Here is a 22,407-nt window from a genome sequence, read left to right on the forward strand (position 1 = left end):
ACCGGGAGTAGCAGATGATCCGCACCATTGTGGTCGACGATTCGGCGCTGATCCGCCAGATGCTGACGGAAATGCTCAACGATGCCCCGGACATCGAGGTGGTGGACACCGCGCACGATCCGTATGACGCACGCGAGAAAATCAAGGCCCACAATCCGGATGTGATCACGCTGGACGTGGAGATGCCGAAGATGGACGGCATCACCTTCCTGCGTAACATCATGCGGCTGCGGCCCATGCCCGTTCTCATGGTGTCATCACTGACCCAGGACGGCGCCGAGGTCACCCTGGAAGCCCTCGATATAGGCGCCGTCGACTATGTGGCGAAGCCCCAGGTCAACGTCGCCAGCGAATTCCAGGACTACGCGCGGGAGATTCAGGACAAGGTCCGCATGGCCGCCTCCGCCCGGGTCACCAGCAGTTCACGCCCGGCGGGAGAAAAGCGCAGTGCGGGCTCGGTTCTGCCCAAACGCCGCCCCGGTGACCTTAAGAGCACCGAGAGACTCATCGCCCTGGGCGCCTCCACCGGCGGCACCGAGGCCCTGCGCCACGTTCTGGAGCAGCTGCCGCCGGACAGCCCGGGGGTGGTCATCACCCAGCACATTCCCCAGGAGTTCAGCCGGGCCTTTGCCAACCGCATGGATGGCACCTGCGCGGTGACGGTCACCGAGGCCCAGCATGGCCAGCGGATCATTCCCGGCCACGTCTATGTAGCCCCCGGCAACCGCCACCTGACCGTCAAGCGTGACGGTGCCCGCTACACCTGCCAGCTCCATGACGGTGACCCGGTGAACCGCCACCGGCCCTCGGTGGATGTGCTGTTCCGCAGCGTGGCCAATGAGGCCGGTAAGAATGCCGTTGCCGCCCTGCTCACCGGCATGGGCGATGATGGAGCCAGGGGCATGAAGGAGCTGCACGACCTGGGCGCCTACACCGTGGCCCAGAACGAGGAGACCAGCGTGGTCTGGGGGATGCCGGGAACAGCAGTGGAGATGGAGGCGGCCAGCGACATCCTGGCACTGGACCGGATTGCCGAAGCCCTACTGGACCGGGCGCGTCAGTCCGCCTGATCGGGGGTGAGCCGTTCCACGGCGGGCACGTGGTTACCCAGCGCGTCCACCAGGATCCGCTCGATCCCACCTTCCCGCCGCATGGCTTTCAGTGCCCGGTTGAAATCCTCGATGCGCTCGGCATTGCCAGCCACCTCACGGGAGAGAAGCAGGTGAAGCCGGTCCTCACGGACCGGTTCGGGATGCCAGGTCAACGCCTTTGCCTCTTTCTCACTGAAAAGCTCACTGATCATCCGCTGGCCGACCACCCGGTCCATGGGAAACAGGTCAATACGGCCCGCCAGCAGCTTATGGAAATTCAGCTTATCCGATGACACGGTTTCCGTGGTGGCAATCCCCAGGCTCGTCACCCGGTCGATCACGTCGCCATAATCGTAACCGCGGGTCAGTCCAATACGGTAGTCGGCAAGATCGGCTGTGTTTTCCCAGTCAAACGGCATGTCCGCCCGGTGGAAGAACACGTATTCGGTGACGATCACCGGCCGACTGATGAAGAAGTCCTCGCGACGCTCACGGGAAGGCATCCAGACCGCGGTGCCGTCACGCTGGCCCCTGCGGGCAAGATAGAGGGACCGGGCCCAGGGGTGGAATTCATACTCAACCCGGTAGCCGGCGCGCTCGAACGCCCGTGTCACGATCCGGGAGGCAATGCCGTAACCGGGCTCGTCCCTGCCCAGATAGGGTGGCCACTCGCCATTGGTGATGCGCAGCGTGCGGTCCTGAGGGGCCTCTTCGGCCAGCGCTGGGGCTGGCACCATCACAGCCAGCGCCAGAAGCGCTGTTCTCAACCATGTCATGATCCCCTCCACCAGCGGACCCGCCGGACTTTCAGACAAGCACCCCGCAGGGACAAGGGTGGCAATACCCGGAACAGCTGTCCACCGAAACGGTGATTCAGCGTGTAAGCAGTACCAGGACAGGGCCACGGTGGCCGGAGGGGTCGACGGGTATGCGCCACTCATAACCGCTCCCGCTCAGCCATTCGCGGATGGCGTTCCATTCAGCCTCGCCACCATCATGGCCACGGTACACCATCAGCGACAGACAGCCGCCGGAGGCCAGCATTGCCATCGACTGTTCCAGAGCGGGGATGGTCGTGTCCGCCCCGGTGGTGCGGGTGCGGTCACTGCCGGGGAGATAGCCCAGATTGAACATCACGGCATCCAGCTGCCGCTCCCCGTGGGGACTGACCTGCTCCAGGATATTGGCATGGCTTTCACAAAGGAGGGTCACGCGCTCGCCAAGCCCGGCCTCGGCAAGCCGGTTGCGGGTGGCCTCGATGGCAGCAGGCTGGACATCCATGGCCCAGACATGGCCCGTGGCGCCCACCTGCTCCGCCAGGAACCGGGTGTCATGGCCATTCCCGGCCGTGGCGTCCAGCGCCAGGCTGCCCTCGCCCAGGACGCCGGCCACCGCTTCATGAGCCTGACGGGTCAGTCTCACACCACCCACCGCTCCAGGGTGCCGGCGGCGAAGTCCCGCAGGTTGTCGGCGCTCTGCTGCACCATGCGCTGCCGCGCTTCCTGGCTCGCCCAGGCACAGTGTGGCGTCACCAGGAGATTGGGGATATCGTCGGCAAGCAGGGGGTTGCCGTCCACCGGCGGTTCCTGTGTCAGGACGTCCACGCCGGCGCCGGCGATATCGCCCTGTCTGAGGGCATCCGCCAGCGCCTGCTCGTTAACGATACCGCCCCGGGAGGTATTCACCAGCAGTGCGGACTCCTTCATGGTCCTGAGAGCCTGCGCATCGATCAGATCCCGGGTGTCATCGCTCAGGAGGCAGTGCACGGACAGCACATCCGCGACAGGGAGCAGCCTCTCCAGCGACTGCCGGGGGAAACCATCCACTTCCCCTTCCGGCTGCCCGGGTCTGGCCGCGATCCGCACATCCATACCAAAGGCCTGCCCCAGCCGGGCCACGCCCTGCCCCAGATCGCCGTACCCGAGCACCACCAGGGTCCTGCCCTCCAGCTCAATGATGGGATGATCCATGCGACAGAACATGGGGCTCTGCTGCCAACAGCCTGCGCGTACATCCTGGACGTAATCCACCAGGCGGTTGGCCAGGGCCAGGATCAGGGAGAACGTATGCTGGACCAGTACGGGCCGGGCGTAACGGATGGCGTTGACCACGCGGATGCCCCTGGCCCCGGCCGCTTCCAGGTCGATGTTATTGACCCCTGTGGCGGTGACGACCACGACACGGAGATCCGGCGCCGCCGCGAAATGCTCATCCCTGAGAACCACTTTGTTCGTGACCACGGCTTCGGCATCCGCGATGCGCTCGGCCACCTGTTCGGGGGCACTGGTTCCATAAAGGGTCAGGTCCGCGGCGGCCTGCATCGGGCCCAGGTCCACGTCCGAGCCAAGGGTATCGGCATCCAGGAAAACGGCTTTCACGGTGATGATTCCTCCTGATCGGGTACAGCGATGACAGGGCGTTATTGTCACCGCTGGCCCCGGTTGAGGCAATCAGCCGATCACCGCAGCTCACTGGAACTCAATCCCAGAAGGCGCCGGGCAATGATCAGGTTCTGGATCTGCTGGGTGCCTTCAAAGATGTCCAGGATCTTGGAGTCCCGGGCCCATTTCTCCAGCAGCTCCTCCTCGCTGTAGCCCAGGGTGCCCGCCAGCTCGGCGCAGCGCAGGGTGATCCAGTTACCCACGCGCCCGGCCTTGGCCTTGCACATGGAGGCCTGAACCGAATTGGGCTGATGGTTGTCCGCCATCCAGGCGGCACGCACGGTCAGCCAGTAGGCGGACTCCCACTCCGCCTCCATGCGGTAGATCTCGGCCTCAACGGCGGAGCCATTGTCCACGGGCTGGTCGTAATCCAGGTTCACGTGATCGGCGAGGAGTTCCTTCAACCGTTCCAGCGCGGCACGGCCACAACCCACCGCCATGGCCGCCACCAGGGGGCGGGTGTTGTCGAAGGTCTGCATGGCACCGGCAAAGCCCTTGCTGGTGTCGATCTCGGGGCTCCCGAGCAGGTTCTCCGCCGGTACCCGACAATCCTGGAAGTGGATGGCGGCGGTGTCCGAGGCCCGGATGCCCAGCTTTTTCTCAAGCCGGGCCAGTTCCATCCCGGGCGTGCCCCACTCCACCACGAAGGACTTGATGGCCGCCTTGCCCATGGACGGATCCAGGGTGGCCCAGACCACCACGCAGTCCGCGCGTTCACCGGCGGTGACGTAGATCTTTTCGCCGTTGAGGACATACTCGTCGCCCTCGCGGCGGGCCGTGGTGCGGATGGCACCGGAATCCGAGCCACAGCCGGGTTCGGTGATCGCCATGGCCGCCCATTTGCCGTCAAAACGCTGCTTCTGCTCGTCCGTGGCCACAGCGGAAATGGCGGCGTTGCCCAGCCCCTGGCGCGGCAGCGAGAGCATCAGGGCCACATCGCCGTAGCACAGTTCCATGGCGCCCAGGCAGACGCCCATGTTGGAGCCGTTACGCACGCCTTCGGCGCCAGCCTCGCCATTGGCCCCGGTGGTCGCGGCGCCGGCCGAGTTGGAAGGATCACCCTCGTTGAACCCATCCAGGATCGAAGCCAGCATATCCAGCTCCCTCGGGCGCTCATGCTCATGCCGATCGTAATAGCGTGAAATGGGCCGGAAGGTGCCCGCAGCGACCTGGTGGGCATTGTTGACCAGTGAACGGAATTTCTTCGGGATTTCCAGGTTCATGCCATGCCCTCCCTTAAAGATGCAGGCCGCCGAAGGCGATACCGGTGGCCCGCAGGTCCCGGTACCAGCGTTCTACGGGGTATTCGTGGGTGTAACCGTGGCCGCCCAGGACCTGTACACCGTTGGTGCCGATGCCCATGGCCTTATCCTTGACCAGGGTCCGCGCCAGGTGCGCCTCACGCCGGAAGGGCAGGCCCTGCTCGGCGCGGCAGACAGCGCGCCAGGTGAGCATGCGCATGGCATCCAGCTCGATGGCCATGTCCGAGATCAGGAAGGCCACGCCCTGGCGGTGACTGATCGGCTCGCCGAAGGCGGTACGTTCATTCGCGTAGGGGATCACGTAGTCCAGCATCGCCTGACTGGTGCCGATGGCCAGGCTGCACCACGCCAGGGTGCCCAGGTCCACGAAGGCGCGGTAATCGAAGTCGCCGGCACCCAACCGGTTGTCCGCAGGCACCTTCACGCCATCCAGCACCAGGCGCCCCTGACCACTGGCGCGAATGCCCATCGCCGGGTCCGCCGCCACGCTCAGGCCCTCGCTGCCGCCTTCCACAATGAACACGCCGGGCCCGTCATCCGTCATCGCGGCCACCAGGAAGAGCTCCGCCTGCGCCGCCAGCGGCACCAGGCTCTTGGTGCCTTTGAGCACGTAGTGATCGCCCCGGCGGCTGGCGGTGCAGGCCGGGCGCAACGGATCGAACAGGGGGGCGGGTTCGGAAACTGCGATGGTGGCCACCGGCGGGTGGTCGCCGGCGAATTCCACCAGGTAGGTCCCCTGCTGGTGGGCACTCCCCCACTGGGTGAGCGCATTCGCCACGGAAACAGGCGCGAGGATGGCAATGGCCTGCCCCATGTCCCCGTGCGCCAGGTCTTCCGCCACCAGCATTGAGGTGACCGGGGAACGTTCCGTGGCCGCACCCCCCAGCGCCTCCGGCACGGCAAAGAGCGTCAGACCGAGTTCGGAGGCCTGCTCCAGGGTTCCGGCCGCTATGCCCTGCTCCGCGTCCCCGGCTTCCCCGCGCTCCCGGAGCACCTCGCGGGCGAATTCCTGCACGCTTTCACGGATCATGCGCTGCTCGTCCGTGATGTTCAGATCGAACAGGTCACGGGTCTCGCCGGGGGCCTGCAGGCGCTGGGGGCGTTTGAGGGGATTGAGGTTGCGGAACTGGCGGGCGCTGGTGCTGATCGCACTGAAGCTGGAACGACTCAGGTAATAGCTGATGTTCTCAGCAGTGCGCCGTACTCCCAGGCGGTCAAGCACCCCTGAACCAGCCAGATGGTTGAGCGCGCTCAGGGCGTATCCCATTGCATCGCGGGCCATGAGCCTCTCCTCGGATTGTGACTGATAGTCCGATTATGACGAATCTGGCGCCATTGCCATTGACCATAATGCCGGTACGGACTGCTAACGGTGCAGCTATCCAACCGGATTCATACGGTGAAATGTGGATGATTCATCAATTCCAGCCCCGAACTGGATGAGAGGATTGACCGGAAAAACAGGCATGCCATGATCCAGCCTCAATGGAAAACCAATGGGCTTCAGGGACACAACTTCAATGAAACGCATCATTATTTTGGGGGCACTGCTTCTCGTTACTTCTCCGTTTGCCGTAGCCGGGCCGCAACGCCCCATCGATCAGGGTACAACCTTTCTTGGAGCCCAGTACGCCCGCCTGACGTTCTCTTCCGACCGGCTGATCACTTCAGCAACCCCCTCGATGATCACCCTGAGGGGTGGCGTTTTCGTACTGGACTATATTGCCGTTGAAGCCCGCTACGGCACGGGTATTGAGAATGAGAGCGCACTGGCGCCGGATGGTGAGCTGGTCAACACCAAGGTGCAGCATTTTGGTAGCACGTACATGACCGCCCATGCGCCGATAGGCAGCCGATCCTCGTTCTACATCTTCGGCGGGTTCAGTGAGTTCAAGGCCCGCTTTGAGCGCCCGGATTCCACGTTGAATAAAAGCGAATTTTCCGGTTCCTATGGCGCTGGGTTCCAGATCAATTTCAGCCGCGCCGCTGGGCTGAATATCGAATACAATCGTTTTCTGGAAAAACAGGGACACCGGCTGTACGGTTTTTCCATCGGAACCCAGCTCTATTTCTGAGCCAGAGCGCATCCCCTGCTCAGGATTTGAGACGATACCCCGTGCGGAAGATCCACCAGACCAGCGTCAGGCACAGGAGCATGAAGAAGAAGGTCATGCCGAGGCTGACCAGCAACGGGACATCCGAGACTTCATAGAAGCTCCAGCGGAAGCCACTGACGAGGTAGACCACGGGGTTGAACAGCGACACGGTCTGCCAGAACTCCGGCAGCACATCGAGGGAGTAGAAGGTTCCGCCGAGGAAGGTCAGCGGGATGACCAGCAGCAGGGGGACCACCTGGAGCTGCTCAAAATCTTCCGCCCATATCCCGATGATGAAACCGAACAGGCTGAACGTGAAGGAGGTCAGCACCAGGAACGCCAGCATCAGGAAGGGGTGCGCAATGGGAACGTCCACGAACAGCTGGGCGGTGAAGAGGATGATCAGCCCCAGCACCAGGGATTTGGTCGCCGCCGCGCCCACATAGCCGACCACCACTTCCAGATAGGAAACAGGGGCGGACAGCACCTCGTAGATGGTGCCGGTGAAGCGCGGGAAGAAAATACCAAAAGAGGCGTTGGTCACGCTCTGGGTCAGCAGCATGAGCATGATCAGGCCGGGGACGATGAAGGCCCCGTAGGGAACGCCCTCCACCTCCTGCACCCGTGAGCCAATGGCCGCCCCGAACACCACGAAATAGAGCGAGGTGGTCACGATCGGGGAAATGATCGACTGCAGCCAGGTGCGCAGGGCCCGGGCCAGTTCAAAATGGTAGATGGCGTACATGCCGCGCAGATTCATGATCCGTTCACCAGGTCCAGGAAAATGTCCTCCAGCGAGCTCTGGGTCGTGTGCAGGTCCGTGAAGCGGATCCCCGCCTCCCCCAGCGCCTGCATCAGGTCGTCAATGCCGGTCCGGGCGGACTGCGTCTCATAGGTGTAGATCAGCGCGCTGCCGTCCTCGGAGAGCCCCAGATCGTAATCCGCCAGAGCCGCGGGAATGGCCTCCAGCGACTCGCGCAGCTGCAGCACCAGCTGCTTGGTCCCCAGCTTGCGCATGAGCTGCTTCTTGTCTTCCACCAGAACGATCTCGCCCTGATTGATGACGCCGATGCGGTCCGCCATCTCTTCCGCTTCCTCGATGTAATGGGTGGTGAGGATCACGGTGACGCCACTCTGGCGCAGGTACTCCACCGTCTCCCACATGCCCTGGCGCAGTTCAACGTCCACACCGGCCGTGGGCTCATCAAGGAACAGCACTGACGGCTCGTGAGCCAGTGCCTTGGCAATGAGCAGCCGCCGCTTCATGCCCCCGGAGAGCATGCGCAGCTGGCTGTTGCGCTTTTCCCACAGGGAAAGATCGCGCAGCACCTTTTCCAGATAGGCGTCATCGCGCGGCTTGCCGAACAGCATGCGGCTGAAGCTGACCTTGTCCCAGACGGTCTCGAACGCATCCCGGGTCAGCTCCTGGGGGACAAGGCCGATGCGGGAACGCGTCTGGCGATAGTCACGCTGGATGTCGTAACCGTCCACGGTGACCCGGCCGCCGGTGGCGTTGACGATGCCGCAGATGATGCTGATCAGCGTGGTCTTGCCGGCGCCATTGGGGCCAAGGAGCGCGAAAATCTCCCCTTTGTGAATCGCCAGGTTGATGTTTCTGAGTGCCTGGAATCCGTCCGGGTAGGTCTTGTCGAGATTCTCAATGGAGAGGATGGGGCTCACGGGTCACCTCAATTGCTGGCAGCGGGGCAAAGGGTATCACACCCGTGCCGGGGCTGGCCCTTCAGGCGGGTTCATGGCCATTGGTGGGCGCCGCCCAGCGGGGATCGGCCGTAAACACCACATCCAGCACCAGTGACGGAACAATACGACGCAGGCGCCCGTCCAGATCGGTGCGGATACGGTCCTGCTGGCCCAGGGTTCCGTTGTCACTCGCCGCCGGAAGCACCACGTGCACCAGCAGGTAGAGAGTCCGGCCCGGGCGCACCATCCGCAGCGAAAAATCCTGTGCCCCCCATTCCCCCACCACGGCCTCCACCACATCATGCACCGGCTGACGCACATGCTTCGGCGGCGCCCGGTTGAGCAGTTCCTTGATGGCATCCGAAGCCATCCGGAAAGGCGTACTCAGGCAGAACAGCACCACCACCGTGGCCACCATCAGAGGATCCACATAGGGGGTGATCACGGAAAAGCCCACCGCCTCCGCCAGCGGGATCAGGCAGAAGGCCAGCAGCACCGAGGCCGAGATCACCGTGTTGATCCACCAGTTGGCGAAGTCCGCCTCCACCAGTGGACTGGTGGTATGACGCCGGGCACGGCGCAGCAACACAAAGGTCATAATGCTGCTGGTGGTTGCGATCACCGAATAAAGGATGGCCAGACCAGCGACGATCTCCCGGCCACCGGAGAGCAGCACCAGCACGGAATCCCCCAGGGCCAGCAGGGAAATTCCCAGGATGAGCAGGCCTTTGGCAGCATTGACCAGGGACTCGAAGTAGGCATGGCCAAAGGGATATTTCTCATTGTCCGGCATGGCCAGCAAGCGGGCGACCCGAACACTGAGAAAGGCCATAACGCTGTAGATGAGATTGAAGAGCCCATCGAGCAGGATCACCTGGGACCCCGTGATCACGGACAGGACCAGGCCGGTCACCCCGAGAAAGAGGGCCATCCCGGCCGAAAGCATCAATGCGTCTGTCTCGGTTCGCATTCCAGAGCCATTACGGGTACTTGGTCAGTGCATTTTACCCGCTCACGGGCTATTGTAATCGCATGATGCTGAAAAAACTTGGAAATCAGTACGGCAACATCCGTAAGAGGCTGTCGGATGACTTCCGCCTGTCCATCATCATGATGTTCTGTATTCCCGCCGCACTCGCCATCGGCGGCTTCGGCGTCTACCGCTACCTTCAGGGTGACTGGCTGATGACCCTGGTGGACACCCTGCTGGTGGTGTTGCTGCTCAGTATCTCCGGTTTCGCCTGGATCACCGGCAATACAGTGCTCACCGGCATCGTGCTGGTGGTCTTTACCGGCATCGGCGTGCTCAGCGTGCTCTACCTGGCGGGGCTTGTCGGGCTTTTCTGGGCCTATGTGGACACCATTGCCACCTTTTTCCTGTCACCGCCCGCCTTTGCCATCCCCAAGGTCCTGTTCATGGTCGGTGCCAGCGTGGCTCTGGGATCCGCCAGCGGACTGGGGCCACTGGCGCTGATCTCATTCGCGACCACCGTCTTCGTGGTCTCGATATTCGCATTTTCCTTCGCCCGCCGCTCCCGCGCCCAGGCGCGACTGCTGGAGGAACAGGCCATCCGTGATCCACTGACCGGTGCCGGCAACCGGCGGGCCCTGGAAGAGGAGCTTTGCATCGCCATCGCAAGGGTCCAGCGGAGAGAATCCGGTGCTGGCCTTCTGATGCTGGACCTGGACCATTTCAAGGAGATCAACGACCGTTACGGCCATGCCAACGGCGATGAGGTGCTCCAGCGGTTCGCTGAGCTTGTACGCACCCATTCACGGCACGAGGACCGCCTGTTCCGGTTCGGAGGCGAGGAGTTCGTCCTGCTGCTCAATAATGTCCGGGATGAAAGCATGATCCTGGCCGCACGCCATATCCAGCAGACCATACGGGACCAGCTCAGTACCCATGGCCAGCCGGTGACATGCTCCATTGGCGCTGCCCTGGCCGATCCCCAGGACGACTGGGAAAGCTGGCTTCACCGGGCGGACAATGCCGTCTACCAGGCCAAGACCAGCGGTCGGGACACCATTATTGTGGCGGATCATCTACCGGCAGAAAGGCGTTGACCTCGGCCTCGTTCAGGTCCCGGTAATCCCCCGGCTCCAGGTCCGGATCCAGATCGATGGGGCCAACCCGCTCACGATGCAGCCGGACCACTCGGTTACCCACAGCGCCCATCATGCGCTTGATCTGGTGATAGCGCCCCTGGGTCAGGGTCAGCCGCAGTTCGGCCCTGCCAAGGCGCTCAATGTCATGAGCCACGGCGGCGGTATCCTCGCCCCTGAGCATGATGCCTTCTTCCAGGCTTGCCAGGGTTTCATCGTCGATGGGATCGGCAACCCAGACCCTGTAGGTCTTGGGGAACCCGTGGCGCGGCGAGGTGATGCGATGGCTCCACTCGCCGTCAGTGGTGAGCAGCAGCAGACCAGTGGTGTCCTTGTCCAGCCGCCCTACCGGGTGCAGTCCACGACGCAGTTCCGGTTCCAGAAGATCCAGAACAGTGGGGTCGTAGTCGTCCTTCGTGGCACTCACCACGCCGGTTGGCTTGTTCAGCATCAGGTACCGTTCACCGGATTCCCTTTCCAGCTGCTGATCGTCCAGGAAAATCGCTTCCTCAACGCCGATCCGGGACTGGGCTTTCAGCCCCTCGTTTTCACGGCCTTCGACCTCGATCCGACCAGCCTTGATCAGCTGCTTGGCTTCCTTACGGGTCATGCCGGTCAGCCGAGCAATCAGAAAATCGAGCCTGCGGCGCCGGCGTTTCTCAGGCTCCGTCATGGCAGCACTGCCTTCTGGGTTGATGCATGATTACGGGCGCGGAAACGTCATTCTACATGAATGCCCCATCCCCGATGAGGGTTCTGACAGCATTTAAAACACGCTTGGCTAGGGGTATTACGCTATTGTACTACCGCCTGCACACGCTACACTCAGTGTTCGGGCCCATTACCAAGGCCTTTAACGATCACAGAGTCAACAGGTGGGACAGATATGATTGTACGCGATATCAAGGACATCATCGGAACCGAGCGTGAGGTTGAGGGTCCGGGCTGGACCAGCCGCCGGATGCTGCTGAAAAAGGACGGCATGGGCTTCTCGTTCCACGAGACCATCATTCCCGCGGGTGCCGAACTCCACCTGTGGTACAAGTACCATCTGGAAGCGGTCTACTGCGTTGCCGGTAACGGCAGCATCGAGGACCTGGCGACCGGCGAGACGCATCAGATCTACGATGGCGTCATGTACGCCCTGAACAACAACGACCGCCACATCCTGCGCGGCGGCACCGAGGACATGCGCCTGATCTGTTCCTTCAACCCGCCGGTGACCGGCCGCGAAGTGCACGACAAGGATGGTGCCTACCTCCCGGACGATTCCTGAGCCCGGGATCCATCCCGGTACCCATGACCCAGACGGGTACCGGGTTTTGCAAAGATTGACACCTTGAGCTTTAATCAGAGCGCCCCAATTCACCGGCAAGGACAGCTCTGATCATGCCCAGCAGGGGAGATGAAGTTCCCAGCAGTACATCCAGCCTGCCATTCGCGAATCACCCCCTTATCCCCATTCTGCTCCTGATTGCCGTCATGGCTGCAGCAGCCTTTATCCACCATGCGGAGTATTCACCGGGGTTCCAGCACCACGCTTCTGAGAACCGGCACCCGGAATCACTCTCGCTGAGCTACAGAACAGGCTCCATCGCGGAACTCCATCAGGATGATCTGCTGCGTTCCGATAACGGCTGGCGGGCCACCACGTCCTCCCATGCAGCGGTAGGCTTCACCACTCAACCGGTCACTTTCCGGCTGGAACTGAGCAACACATCCGGACGTCCGCTCCAGCAGTGGATCTCTGTGCCAGCTCCCTATATTGACCGGATCCGTGCCGCGAGACTGAACGCCACCACTGGCCCGCTCCTGCCAATGCGAACCCAGGGCAGCCTGTGGCCATTCTCCAGCCGCCTGATTCCCCTGCCTTCTTTCCATTGGCCGGTAATCATTCCGGCCAATAGCGCCGTCATCCTGTTTTTCGAGGTTTCCGATACAGGCCCCACCGTCTTTCCGGTGTCGGTACAGGGCGATGACGGCCTGGTGCACGGCAGCGTCACACGGGCAACCGTCAACGGCATACTCCTGGGGCTTTCTCTTTTCCTGCTCGCGATCAATCTGTTCCTGACCCTGCGATTCCGCACAGTCATGCTGGCCTGGCTGACGGTTCTCACCCTTTCCGTCATACATATCCAGCTGGTTCTCAATGGTTTCGGAGCATGGATTTTCTGGCGTGGGGTACCGGCCCTTGACGCAGCCATCACCACTTCCATGCTGACCACCCTGATCGCATTCGCGCAGCATACGCTGGCCGCCCTGCGGCCACCGCGTCTTTACAGGCATCTGCTGAATGGCCTCTCGCTTGCTGCCCTCATACTCATTCTTCTTGAGTTCACCGGGACTGAGCTTCCCATACAGGCACATACAATCACCCTTGGCCTCATCGGCTGTGTGCTGTCCCTGTTCATTGCAGTCCGCTGTTTCCGGAGTTCGCTCTATGCAAGGTACTTCACGGCGGCGGTACTGGTCCTGACGGCCGGGCTCATCGCCAGCGCACTGCGAACCGTAGGGGTTGTGCCGGTCAACGTGCTGTCGGATTCAGCCTTCTCACTGGGCACCATTCTCTCAGCGGTGGTTCTTCTCGCCGCTGCCGTCCATTTCTTCTGGCGTGAACAGTGGCTGAGACGGATTGCCGCCAGCGAGAGAGCCGCGGAACAGGAGCGCCGCCTTGCTGTCCAGAACCAGCTGGAAAACAGCCTCCGGAAACACAAGGTAACCGGAAGACCCAACCGTTCCGCCCTGGAAGCCTGCCTTTCCGGTCAGACGTCCGGAAAGTTTCAGATCGTGGTTCTCAGACTCAACCGGTTTCACGAGATTGAACATGTCGTCGGCCATCAGACTGCCGAGGGATTCGTGCGGGATTATCTGACGAGCCTTGAAGACCATCTGAGGCGTTTCGGAGCGGATAGCATTCTGGATATCGACAATGCCCCCGTGGTCTCCATCGACACGATGGATGCAGCGTTCGTTCTTGCCCGGGAAATCGACAGGAAGGACCCGTTCTGGCGCAAGCTTATTGAGTTTACAGCGCCGGATTGCCGCTACCAGGGGTACACGTTCAACTGGCGCTGCTCGATTGGTGTCGCCAGCCTGCCTCATCACGGCGACAGCATCCAGGAGGTTCTATCCGCTGCAGGGTATGCCAGCCTCCAGCGGGACCCGATCAATTTCTATGACAACGCGGTTCATGAACACCAGAAACACCAGCAGTTACTGATGCTGGATCTGGAAGATGCCTTCCGATGCGACCAGATCCAGCTTGCCTACCAGGCAAAGGTGGACATCGGTTCCGGGCGCACCGAATCCGTGGAAGCACTGGTGCGCTGGTACCACCCGGAGTTCCGGGTGATACCCCCAGGTGACTGGATTCCACTTGTCGAGGAACTCGGCAGCATCACCCGGGTGACACGCTGGGTACTGGGCCGTGCGGCAACAGACCTTGGGCGGATCCGCGAGCGCTATGGGCAGCGAATCCGCACTGCCATCAACATCTCATCCAGGGATCTTGCGGTCCCGGAACTTGCGGATGATCTGGAGCGGATCGTCCGCGATCAGGGCTGCACACCGGAGGATTTCATCCTTGAAGTAACCGAGACCAGCGTTATCCGGGACCTGGAGGTCACAACCGAGCGCCTGGCTCAGCTCAGACAATGCGGTTTCGGTATTGCATTGGACGACTTCGGTACCGGCACCTCGTCACTGTCCGCCCTGACTGAATTTCCGCTGGATGAGGTTAAGATCGACCGCACTTTCCTGACAGGGATACTCCAGGATCAGAACCGCCAGAAAGTGTTCCGGGCGACGGTGGAACTGGCCCGGTCACTGAACCTGCGTACGGTTATTGAGGGAGTGGAGGATGAGCGGACCGTGCAGTGGCTCAGACAGTTCAGTGGGCTCAGGGGCCAGGGCTACTTCTGGGGATACCCGATCACACTGTCCGTGATGCCTGACGCCTGACCCGCGTATTGAGGACCCGCGCTTCAGGCGGCCTCCCTACTGGCCAGCGCCCTCAACACCACCTGACACTGGTTCTCCCCATAGGCTTTCAGGCACTGCGCAGCCCGTGCCGCATCCCTGGCCAGCACCGCCTCAATGGTTTCACGCATGCAGTCAACGGACTGCGCCAGCTCCGTGGTTTCCTCGCGCAGCGCCATGAACGAGTAACGCTGCAGAAGCGGCAGCAGATCCTCGATGGCATCCGTCAGATACCGGTTGGTGGTCAGCCTCAGTCCTTCCCGCGCCAGTTCGAATGCCAGTTCGTGTACCCGCTCCCGGTCCTGCTCTTCCGCCTGTGCCTCAAATTCCCTGCTGATCGCCAGGAAGGGCTCAAGCTGGCCGGTCTGCCAATTGTGGGCCACGTCGCTGGCCAGACGCCCCAGAAGCAGAAAAAGGAAGTCGTAGAGATCACGCACATCCGCCTCGCCCACGTCGCACACCCGGGCACCACGGCGTGGCTGGATCTCCACCAGATGCCAGCCCTGGAGAAGCCGGAACGCTTCACGCAGGGAATTAGTGCTGACCTCCAGCTCCCGCGCCAGTTCACTCTCGGGTAAGCGCTCCAATGGCTGGCGCTGCCCCCGGATGATCTCCAGTGAAAGGTGATGGGCGATGCGCTCACTGAGACTGAGCTGTTGCGGTAGGGCCATACTCGGATCGTCCTCTGGTGCTGTGCTGACGATTCTACATCAATCCGCCCCCACCCAAAACATGAGTTGTTTGACAATTCATGAGATCAAGGATTAGCCTGAATCCACAATCACACAAACCGCTTACAATAATGACAGGAGGATGCCCCGATGCTTTCCCGAGTCCCCCCGCACGTCATGGTGCGCATCAAGCGCTACGCCTACCTGCTGGTACTGGTAGTACCCGCGATCGCGGCATGGGTCACCTGGCAGTTGACCCAGGGTGGAAACACGCTTTTCTGGGCCTGGTTCCCGGCGCTCTTCATCTTCGGGTTCATTCCCATACTCGATTACATCATTGGCAAGGATCCGGCCAACCCCGACGAGGAGGTTGAGGTTCCGGACATGACGAAGGACTGGTATTACCGGGCTCTCACCCTGGTCTGCGTGCCCATACATCTGGCCGTTGTCATCTATGCCGGCTGGGCATTTGCGACGGTGGAGATGGGGCTGGCCGCCCAGATTGGCTGGTTGGTATCAATCGGGGTGGTCGGTGGCATCATGGCCATCAACATCGGCCATGAACTGATCCACAAGGATACGAAGCTGGAGACATGGACCGGCGGGCTTGCCCTTGCCAGCGTGACCTATGCGGGTTTCAAGGTGGAACACATCATGGGTCACCATGTGCACGTATCCACCCCCGACGACGCCAGCTCCTCGCGCTACAACCAGGGCGTCTACGCCTTCCTGCTGCAGGCCTTCCCACGCAACTTCATGAATGCCTGGAGGCTTGAGGCCAAGAAACTGCGCCGCAAGGGCAGGAACCCCTGGGGGCCGGCCAATGAACTGATCTGGTGGTATGCGATTTCAGCCCTGTTCGCGGTCGCGTTCACGGTGGCCCTGGGCTGGGCCGGGCTGGTGTTCTTCCTGGCGCAGAGCTTCTTCGCCGCCGCCACACTTGAGGTAATCAACTACATCGAACACTACGGGCTGCATCGCCGGGTTCAGGAGAACGGCCGTTTTGAGCGGGTCACACCGGCTCACAGCTGGAACAGCAACTACCTGCTGACCAACCTCTTCCTGTTCCACCTGCAGCGCCACTCGGATCACCACGCTTTTCCCCGCCGGCGCTACCAGGTGCTGCGCCACTACGATGAGAGCCCACAGCTGCCGGGCGGTTATGCAGCCATGTTCGTCCTGGCGTTGGTGCCACCGCTGTGGAAGAAGGTGATGAACCCGCGGGTGGAGGCCTACTACGAGGGCGAGCTGGATCAGCTGTTCCGGGAACAGAAGCCCTACAGCAAGGCCTGATCGGCTCTACAGACGCTGCCACAGGGACTGGTAGCGTGGCCACCAGGGATGGGCGGCTTCCAGCTGGGCCGCCAGCTGGAAAAGCGTGCTTTCATCCCCGTGGGGTGCCCCGAACTGGACCCCCACCGGCAGCCCTTCATCCGACCAGTGCAGCGGCACCGACATCGCCGGCGTACCAGTGAGATTGGCAAGCTGGGTGAAGGGCGTCCGCGCCAGGTTCTCCTGGGCCAGCTCCTCGACCATGCCACTCTTCAGCGCCAGACTGCCGGCGCGCAGTCCCACCAGCATCCGTGCGGCGAACTTCAGGTGCGTGGGCGTCTCAAGCTCTCCAATCCGTGCCGGTGGCTGACCGGTGGTGGGCGACAGGTAAAGATCGTAGTCGCCGAAGAACCGCCCCAGGGCCCTGGCGAAATCGTTCCAGCCACGGCGAGAGCGCACATAGTCGACAGCCCGCATACTGCGCCCCAGGGCACCCAGCAACCGGGTCTCGATCTCAAAATCGCTGTCACTGGCCCCAGTCTGCGCCCTGGCCTCTTCCATGATGGTCGAGACCTCGCCGAAATAGAGGGTCAGGTAGGCGCGAGCCATGGCCATGCCATCAAAATCAGGCATGGCCGGCTCCACGTGATGGCCCAGTGCCTCGAGCTGCCGCGCCGTCGCCTCTACCGCTTCCACGCACTCATTATCCACCTCCGAACCGTAGGGGGATTCGGTGAAGAAGCCAATGCGCAGGGGCCGGGGGGAAGACCGGATGGCGTCCGCCCAGCGTTGTTCAGGAGCCGGAATCGTAAAGGGGTCACCCTTCGGATTACCCGCGATCGCATCCAGCATGGCCGCGCTGTCGCGTACGCTGCGGCTGACCACGTGATCCACGCTCGCTCCTGTCCAGGCTTCGCCCAGATAGGGGCCGGGTGAAACACGCCCGCGCGAGGGTTTGAGGCCGAACAGCCCGTTGTAGGCAGCGGGAATACGGATTGATCCGCCGCCATCGTTGGCGCCGGCCATGGGCACAATGCCAGCCGCTACAGCTGCGCCGGAGCCGCCACTGGAGCCGCCGGGTGTGCGCTCCGTATCCCAGGGGTTGCGGGTCGGGCCCCAGAGCCGGGATTCGGTGATGGCCTTGAGCCCGAGCTCAGGCGTGGCCGTGCGCCCCATCATCAGCAGACCCGCCTGGCGCCCCCGCCGGATGTATTCGGAATCCTGGTCCGGAACATACCCCAATAGCGCCCTGCTGCCCATGGTACTGGGCATGCCCGCCATTTCCTGGGCCAGATCCTTGGCCAGGAAGGGGACACCGGCAAACGTACCCCCGGCCTCCGGCTGCTCCTGGCGGACCTTTTCAAAGCGCGGCTGGCAGATCGCGTTGAGCGCGGGGTCGATCTGTTCCGCGCGGTTGATGGCCGCATCCACTACCTCGCCCGGCCGCACCTGGCCCTCGCGGATCAGGCGCGCCAGCCCAGTGGCATCCTGCCCGGTGTATTCCTCCGGTGTCATGACCGCCCTCCGTTTGTTGTTATCAGCTCGCCGCCTCGGCGCGGGTCGGAGCATTATGGTCCCGGGCCAGCATGATGTAGAACCCTGGCAGCACAAAGAGTGTGAAGAAGGTCCCGAAGCCCAGGCCGGTGGCCACCGTCAGGCCAATGGCGAAACGGCTCACTGCGCCCGGCCCCGAGGCCAGCAGCAGCGGCACCATGGCCACGATCAGCGCCAGGGAGGTCATGATGATCGGGCGTAGCCGGATGGCGGAGGCTTCGATCGCCGCCTCGCGGACGCTCATGCCCCGGTCCTTCTGAAGCAGGTTGGCGAACTCCACGATCAGGATCCCGTTCTTGGCCACAACACCGATCAGAGTGATCAGCCCCACCTGGGTGTAGATGTTCATGGTGGCCACTCCCAGCACGATGAAGATCATGGCACCGGCCACCGACAGAGGCACCGACACCAGTATGATGAACGGATCCCGCCAGCTCTCGAACTGCGCCGCAAGCACCAGGTAGATCACCAGCAGCGACAGGAAGAAAGTCATCATGAGCGCACTGCCCTGCTGCGCCAGCTGTCGGGACTGGCCCTTGTAATCCGTACCAAAGCCCTGGGGCAGGGTCTCGCCGGCCAGATTCTCCATGTAGGCCATAACATCCCCCATGGCGGTGCCCGGCATGGGAACCCCCTGAAGTGTGATGGAATTGAGCTGATTGAACTGGGTCCGACTGGAGGGCTCCACCCGTTGCTCAAAGTCGATCACCTGGTCCAGGGACACCAGCTGACCGGACGCGGACCGGACGTAGTAGTCGCGCAGTTTCTCCTGATCACTGCGGAAGGGCCGCGAAACCTGCGGGATCACATCGTAGGCCCGCCCTTCCATGTTGAAGCGGTTCACGAAGCCCTCACCCAGCATGGTGGACAGTGTCTCGCCCACATCCGCCATGGACAGACCGAGGTCCGCCACGCGCTCACGGTCCACACTGATTCCCGTCACCGGGCGGTTATAGTCAATGCTCTTCTCCAGGAAGATGAAATTGCCGCTCTGGTTGGCCTCCTGCAGCATCTCATCGGCCACCTCGTTGAGCTGCTCAAAGTCGCTGCCGGTGGTCAGCACGAACTGGAACGGCAGCCCGCCGCCGGAAGCCGGCAGGGGCGGGCGCGGAAAAGTCGCCACACGCAGTCCGGTCACCCGGTCCATTTCCTCCTGGAGCATGGGCTGGACCTCGAACTGGGAGATCTCACGCTCACTGCTGGGCTTGAGCTTGAAACCGCCGAACACTTCATTGGGCGCCGTAGCCCCCATGAGCATGAAGGACTCCTCATACCCGGGCAGCGTCTCGAACCGTTCCTGCATCTCGGCGCCGTAACGCTCGAGATAATCCAGGTTCGCGGTCTGTGGCCCGGTGCCCTGATAGAAGACAATGCCCTGGTCTTCGTCCGGCGCCAGTTCGCTCTGGCTGAAGGTCACCATGAAATAGATCGCCACCAGTATGGCCACACCAAAGTAGGCGATCACAGGGAGGCTGCTGACCACACTGGTCAGCGCCCGGCGATAGGCATTGGACAGCCTCTCGAAGAAGGACTCGGCCATGCGTTCAAAGCGCCCGGACTCCCCGGCTGGCTTGAGAACGTTGGCAGAGAGCACCGGCGACAGCGTCAGGGCCACAACACCGGAAATGACCACGGTTGCCGCCAGCGCGAAGGCGAATTCCGTGAAAAGCGCCCCCACAAGACCGCCCATGAAGCCGATGGGGGCGAACACCGCCACCAGCGTGGTGGTCATCGCGATGATGGGCACCGCCATTTCCCTGGCGCCGTTGATGGCGGCATCAAAACGCTTCTCGCCCCGCTCAACGTGGCGGTGCACGTTCTCCACCATGATGATGGCGTCATCCACCACCAACCCGATGGCCAGCACCATTGCCAGCAGGGTCAGGAGGTTCACGGAAAAGCCCATCAGCAGCATCAGGAAAGCGCCCCCGATCATGGACAGGGGCACGGCCACGGAAGGCACAACGGCGGCACGGATACTGCCCAGGCAGAGGAAGATCACCACCAGGACAATGATCAGCGCCTCAACCAGGGTGTAGATCACTTCGTTGATGGAATCCTCGATGAACTCCGAGGCATCGTAGGGCAGGTCAACGTTCAGCCCCGAGGGCAACTGGGATTCGATGCCGGGCAGCTCACTGCGCACCCTGTCCGCCACATCGAGCGGATTGGCGCCCGGCGCCAGCTCGATCGCCAGGTAGGTCGCGGGGCTGCCCGCATAATAGGAAATCTGGTCGTTGTTCTCCGCGCCCAGTGCCACATCCGCGATGTCCTCGAGCCGGATCAGGGTGCCATCCACCTCCCGGACCACCAGCCTGCGGAACTGTTCCGGATCCGCGATGTCGGTATCCGCATCCAGGCCCACTCGGATCAGGTCACTTTCGATGGACCCTACTGCCGCCTGGTAGTTGTTGGCCCGCAGTACATCGACCACTTCACGGGGCGTGATATCAAGACTGGCGAGCCGGGTGGGATCCAGCCATACGCGCATGGCATAGGTGCGCCCGAAAAGGTCAGCCTTGCCCACACCGCTCAGTGCCTGCAGCTGGGGCTGCACGACACGTGTCAGGTAATCGGTGATCTGCGACACCGGCAGCGACTCGCTGTGGAAGGCGATGTACATCAGTGCCGTGGAATCGCCCGTTTCCGATTCAATCACCGGATCCCGGGAGGCCTCAGGCAGTTCGTTGCGCTGGCTGGCCACTTTCGCCTGGATCTCGGAGAGCGCGTCATTGGCGTCGTAGTTGAGGTCCATCTTGGCTTGAATGATGGAACTGCCCTGGCGGCTGGTCGCCGTCAGGTAATCAATGCCATCCGCCTCGGCAATGGCCTGCTGCAGCGGCGTCGTGACGAAGCCCTGCACCAGCTGCGAGCTGGCGCCGGGATAGGCGGTGGTCACGGTGACCGTAGTGCTTTCGAGCTCCGGATACTGCCGGATCTCCATTTCCATGGCCGAACGCACGCCCAGCAACAGGATCAGCAGGCTGACCACCGTCGCCAGTACCGGCCGGTGGACGAAGATATCGGTGAATCGCATCAGCCGTCTCCCTGTGCTGCACCACTGCCGCTGTCCTCAACGGTCGCTCCGGGCCTGTCATCCTCATCGGCGATCTGCACGCGCTGCCCTGCCCGCAGGCGCAGCAGGCCATTGGCAACGATCCGTTCTCCGGATTCAAGGCCGGACGCCACCTCCACCACGCCGTCGCGCTCAGCGCCCGTCTCAATGCTGCGGCGTTCGGTCACCAGCTCGCCCTCTTCGTTCTCATTGAGCACGTACACGAAATCCCCGTAGGTGTTGAAGGACACCGACGTGCGCGGAACCACCACCGCCTCGCGAGGCTCGGGCTCGAGGGTGCGGACGTCCGCGAACATCCCCGGCCGCAGGGCGCCGTCCCCGTTCTCAAGGGTCGCACGCACACGGACCGAGCGGTTTTCCGCCGTGACGGAGCTGTTGATGGCGCTGATCTCACCCTCGAACACACGATCCGGGTAGGCGGCCACCGATACGGTTACGCGGTCTCCCACCTCGACACCGCTGAGGTGTTTTTCGGGTATGGAATATTCGGCGTAGATGGGATCCACCATATTGATCTCCACCGCCGGGGTCCCAGTGGGCATGTACTCGCCCTGATCCACCAGCCGCAGGCCGGTCTTGCCATCGAAAGGCGCGCGCAGGATCTTCTTGCGCAGAAGAGCTTCCTGCTCCCTGACCCGGGCCCGGGCCGCGTCGTAGGCCGCCTCTGCTTCATCGAACTCGGCCTGGGAAACCGCATTCCGCTCAACCAGGTTCGACACCCGCTCAAAGGTCCGACGGGCACTCTCGGCTTCCGCCCTCCGGGTCTCCAGGGCCGCACGATCGGATTCCACATCCAGCTCCACCAGCACATCGCCTTTCTCGACCATGTCACCGGACTCGAAGCGGATGGTCTCAACCACACCGGGAAGCTCATTCGCGACCTTGATGCCGTTAACGGCACGGATGCTCCCCACGGAATTCAACGAGGGCACCCATTCGCGGGTTCCGGCCTGAACCGCCTCAATGACGGCGGGGGGTTTTTCCTTGCTGAGCTGCTGCTGCATCATGCGGAATTCAAAGGCTTTCCAGCCAAAGATCCCGCCAAAAACGATCACCAGTCCGATGGTGACTACGATGAATCGGCTTGAAGTAGACATAACGTCATCCTGACCCGTTGATACAGGGCTGCGACAGAGCGCCCAAAAGGACGCTCAGTCTA

Annotated in this window: 19 protein-coding genes; 6 read left to right on the forward strand and 13 right to left on the reverse strand. The window is 62.3% G+C overall.

Going from position 1 to position 22,407, the window contains the following annotated elements:
* Positions 1-14 precede the first annotated feature (14 nt).
* Entirely contained in the window at positions 15-1,070 is a 1,056-nt protein-coding gene (locus CK501_RS11750; protein ID WP_095617937.1) for a protein-glutamate methylesterase/protein-glutamine glutaminase, read from the forward strand.
* Here the strand turns inward: CK501_RS11750 and CK501_RS11755 are convergent.
* The 5 genes from CK501_RS11755 to CK501_RS11775 all read right to left on the reverse strand — a co-directional run bounded on the left by CK501_RS11755 (position 1,058) and on the right by CK501_RS11775 (position 6,076).
* Positions 1,058-1,867 (reverse strand): substrate-binding periplasmic protein, encoded by an 810-nt coding sequence (locus CK501_RS11755; protein ID WP_198949499.1) that lies wholly within the window; start codon positions 1,865-1,867, stop codon positions 1,058-1,060. The genes CK501_RS11750 and CK501_RS11755 overlap by 13 nt on opposite strands.
* A gap of 97 nt (positions 1,868-1,964) precedes the next feature.
* On the reverse strand, positions 1,965-2,513 hold the full coding sequence (locus CK501_RS11760; RefSeq protein WP_198949500.1) for a class I SAM-dependent methyltransferase: 549 nt from the start codon (positions 2,511-2,513) through the stop codon (positions 1,965-1,967).
* Positions 2,510-3,469 (reverse strand): D-2-hydroxyacid dehydrogenase, encoded by a 960-nt coding sequence (locus CK501_RS11765; RefSeq protein WP_095617938.1) that lies wholly within the window; start codon positions 3,467-3,469, stop codon positions 2,510-2,512. Before CK501_RS11765 ends, CK501_RS11760 begins: the two co-directional genes overlap by 4 nt.
* Positions 3,470-3,549: 80 nt before the next feature.
* The gene (locus tag CK501_RS11770; RefSeq protein WP_095617939.1) at positions 3,550-4,755 is read right to left on the reverse strand and encodes an acyl-CoA dehydrogenase family protein; all 1,206 of its coding nucleotides are present in this window, start codon (positions 4,753-4,755) and stop codon (positions 3,550-3,552) included.
* Positions 4,756-4,768: 13 nt separating this feature from the next.
* A complete protein-coding gene (locus CK501_RS11775) occupies positions 4,769-6,076 on the reverse strand; it encodes an acyl-CoA dehydrogenase family protein (protein ID WP_095617940.1) in 1,308 nt (435 codons plus the stop codon).
* Positions 6,077-6,314: 238 nt separating this feature from the next.
* Between CK501_RS11775 and CK501_RS11780 the strand changes: the two genes are divergently transcribed.
* Positions 6,315-6,869, forward strand: coding sequence for an outer membrane beta-barrel protein (locus CK501_RS11780; RefSeq protein ID WP_158223107.1), 555 nt, complete (start codon positions 6,315-6,317; stop codon positions 6,867-6,869).
* A 19-nt stretch (positions 6,870-6,888) separates the two neighbouring features.
* On the opposite strand, the gene CK501_RS11785 is transcribed toward CK501_RS11780, so the two are convergent.
* From CK501_RS11785 to CK501_RS11795, 3 genes are all read right to left on the reverse strand, one after another.
* A complete protein-coding gene (locus tag CK501_RS11785; RefSeq protein ID WP_095617942.1) occupies positions 6,889-7,650 on the reverse strand; it encodes an ABC transporter permease in 762 nt (253 codons plus the stop codon).
* Positions 7,647-8,570, reverse strand: a complete 924-nt coding sequence (locus CK501_RS11790) for an ABC transporter ATP-binding protein (protein ID WP_095617943.1) — start codon at positions 8,568-8,570, stop codon at positions 7,647-7,649. The genes CK501_RS11785 and CK501_RS11790 overlap by 4 nt, the downstream gene beginning before the upstream one ends.
* A gap of 61 nt (positions 8,571-8,631) precedes the next feature.
* Positions 8,632-9,561 carry a cation diffusion facilitator family transporter gene (locus tag CK501_RS11795; RefSeq protein ID WP_095617944.1) on the reverse strand — a complete coding sequence of 310 codons (930 nt, stop codon included), beginning with the start codon at positions 9,559-9,561 and terminating at the stop codon, positions 8,632-8,634.
* Between the two features lie 62 nt (positions 9,562-9,623).
* Here CK501_RS11795 and CK501_RS11800 point away from each other — a divergent pair, with 62 nt between their 5' ends.
* Complete coding sequence (locus CK501_RS11800; protein WP_158223108.1) at positions 9,624-10,658, forward strand: GGDEF domain-containing protein; 1,035 nt, start codon at positions 9,624-9,626, stop codon at positions 10,656-10,658.
* On the opposite strand, the gene CK501_RS11805 is transcribed toward CK501_RS11800, so the two are convergent.
* Positions 10,621-11,370 carry a pseudouridine synthase gene (locus CK501_RS11805; RefSeq protein ID WP_095617946.1) on the reverse strand — a complete coding sequence of 250 codons (750 nt, stop codon included), beginning with the start codon at positions 11,368-11,370 and terminating at the stop codon, positions 10,621-10,623. The two genes, CK501_RS11800 and CK501_RS11805, sit on opposite strands and share 38 nt — an antisense overlap.
* Before the next feature lie 213 nt (positions 11,371-11,583).
* Between CK501_RS11805 and CK501_RS11810 the strand changes: the two genes are divergently transcribed.
* Positions 11,584-11,973, forward strand: coding sequence for an ectoine synthase (locus tag CK501_RS11810; RefSeq protein WP_095617947.1), 390 nt, complete (start codon positions 11,584-11,586; stop codon positions 11,971-11,973).
* A gap of 206 nt (positions 11,974-12,179) precedes the next feature.
* Complete coding sequence (locus CK501_RS11815) at positions 12,180-14,657, forward strand: EAL domain-containing protein (protein WP_158223109.1); 2,478 nt, start codon at positions 12,180-12,182, stop codon at positions 14,655-14,657.
* Between the two features lie 23 nt (positions 14,658-14,680).
* Here the strand turns inward: CK501_RS11815 and CK501_RS11820 are convergent, their stop codons facing one another.
* Positions 14,681-15,346: a GntR family transcriptional regulator gene (locus CK501_RS11820; RefSeq protein ID WP_095617949.1), complete on the reverse strand. Its 666-nt coding sequence runs from the start codon at positions 15,344-15,346 to the stop codon at positions 14,681-14,683.
* A 150-nt stretch (positions 15,347-15,496) separates the two neighbouring features.
* Between CK501_RS11820 and CK501_RS11825 the strand changes: the two genes are divergently transcribed.
* Positions 15,497-16,639, forward strand: a complete 1,143-nt coding sequence (locus CK501_RS11825; RefSeq protein ID WP_095617950.1) for an alkane 1-monooxygenase — start codon at positions 15,497-15,499, stop codon at positions 16,637-16,639.
* Positions 16,640-16,645: 6 nt separating this feature from the next.
* On the opposite strand, the gene CK501_RS11830 is transcribed toward CK501_RS11825, so the two are convergent.
* From CK501_RS11830 to CK501_RS11840, 3 genes are read right to left on the reverse strand one after another with little or no spacing between them, the layout of a single operon-like run.
* Entirely contained in the window at positions 16,646-18,133 is a 1,488-nt protein-coding gene (locus tag CK501_RS11830; protein ID WP_095617951.1) for an amidase, read from the reverse strand.
* A 22-nt stretch (positions 18,134-18,155) separates the two neighbouring features.
* Positions 18,156-21,209, reverse strand: a complete 3,054-nt coding sequence (locus tag CK501_RS11835; protein ID WP_095617952.1) for an efflux RND transporter permease subunit — start codon at positions 21,207-21,209, stop codon at positions 18,156-18,158.
* Positions 21,209-22,345, reverse strand: coding sequence for an efflux RND transporter periplasmic adaptor subunit (locus CK501_RS11840; protein ID WP_095617953.1), 1,137 nt, complete (start codon positions 22,343-22,345; stop codon positions 21,209-21,211). The genes CK501_RS11835 and CK501_RS11840 overlap by 1 nt, the downstream gene beginning before the upstream one ends.
* Positions 22,346-22,407 lie beyond the last annotated feature (62 nt).

Source organism: Halovibrio salipaludis (assembly GCF_002286965.1).
Taxonomy (GTDB): Bacteria; Pseudomonadota; Gammaproteobacteria; order Pseudomonadales; family Oleiphilaceae; genus Halospina; species Halospina salipaludis.

Coding starts and splice junctions, on each gene's coding strand:
- CK501_RS11750 (WP_095617937.1), top strand. CDS start 15: ATGATCCGCACCATTGTGGTCGACGATTCGGCGCTGATCCGCCAGATG.
- CK501_RS11755 (WP_198949499.1), bottom strand. CDS start 1,867: ATGACATGGTTGAGAACAGCGCTTCTGGCGCTGGCTGTGATGGTGCCA.
- CK501_RS11770 (WP_095617939.1), bottom strand. CDS start 4,755: ATGAACCTGGAAATCCCGAAGAAATTCCGTTCACTGGTCAACAATGCC.
- CK501_RS11775 (WP_095617940.1), bottom strand. CDS start 6,076: ATGGCCCGCGATGCAATGGGATACGCCCTGAGCGCGCTCAACCATCTG.
- CK501_RS11780 (WP_158223107.1), top strand. CDS start 6,315: ATGAAACGCATCATTATTTTGGGGGCACTGCTTCTCGTTACTTCTCCG.
- CK501_RS11785 (WP_095617942.1), bottom strand. CDS start 7,650: ATGAATCTGCGCGGCATGTACGCCATCTACCATTTTGAACTGGCCCGG.
- CK501_RS11795 (WP_095617944.1), bottom strand. CDS start 9,561: ATGCGAACCGAGACAGACGCATTGATGCTTTCGGCCGGGATGGCCCTC.
- CK501_RS11800 (WP_158223108.1), top strand. CDS start 9,624: ATGATGCTGAAAAAACTTGGAAATCAGTACGGCAACATCCGTAAGAGG.
- CK501_RS11805 (WP_095617946.1), bottom strand. CDS start 11,370: ATGACGGAGCCTGAGAAACGCCGGCGCCGCAGGCTCGATTTTCTGATT.
- CK501_RS11810 (WP_095617947.1), top strand. CDS start 11,584: ATGATTGTACGCGATATCAAGGACATCATCGGAACCGAGCGTGAGGTT.
- CK501_RS11815 (WP_158223109.1), top strand. CDS start 12,180: ATGGCTGCAGCAGCCTTTATCCACCATGCGGAGTATTCACCGGGGTTC.
- CK501_RS11820 (WP_095617949.1), bottom strand. CDS start 15,346: ATGGCCCTACCGCAACAGCTCAGTCTCAGTGAGCGCATCGCCCATCAC.
- CK501_RS11825 (WP_095617950.1), top strand. CDS start 15,497: ATGCTTTCCCGAGTCCCCCCGCACGTCATGGTGCGCATCAAGCGCTAC.
- CK501_RS11830 (WP_095617951.1), bottom strand. CDS start 18,133: ATGACACCGGAGGAATACACCGGGCAGGATGCCACTGGGCTGGCGCGC.
- CK501_RS11835 (WP_095617952.1), bottom strand. CDS start 21,209: ATGCGATTCACCGATATCTTCGTCCACCGGCCGGTACTGGCGACGGTG.
- CK501_RS11840 (WP_095617953.1), bottom strand. CDS start 22,345: ATGTCTACTTCAAGCCGATTCATCGTAGTCACCATCGGACTGGTGATC.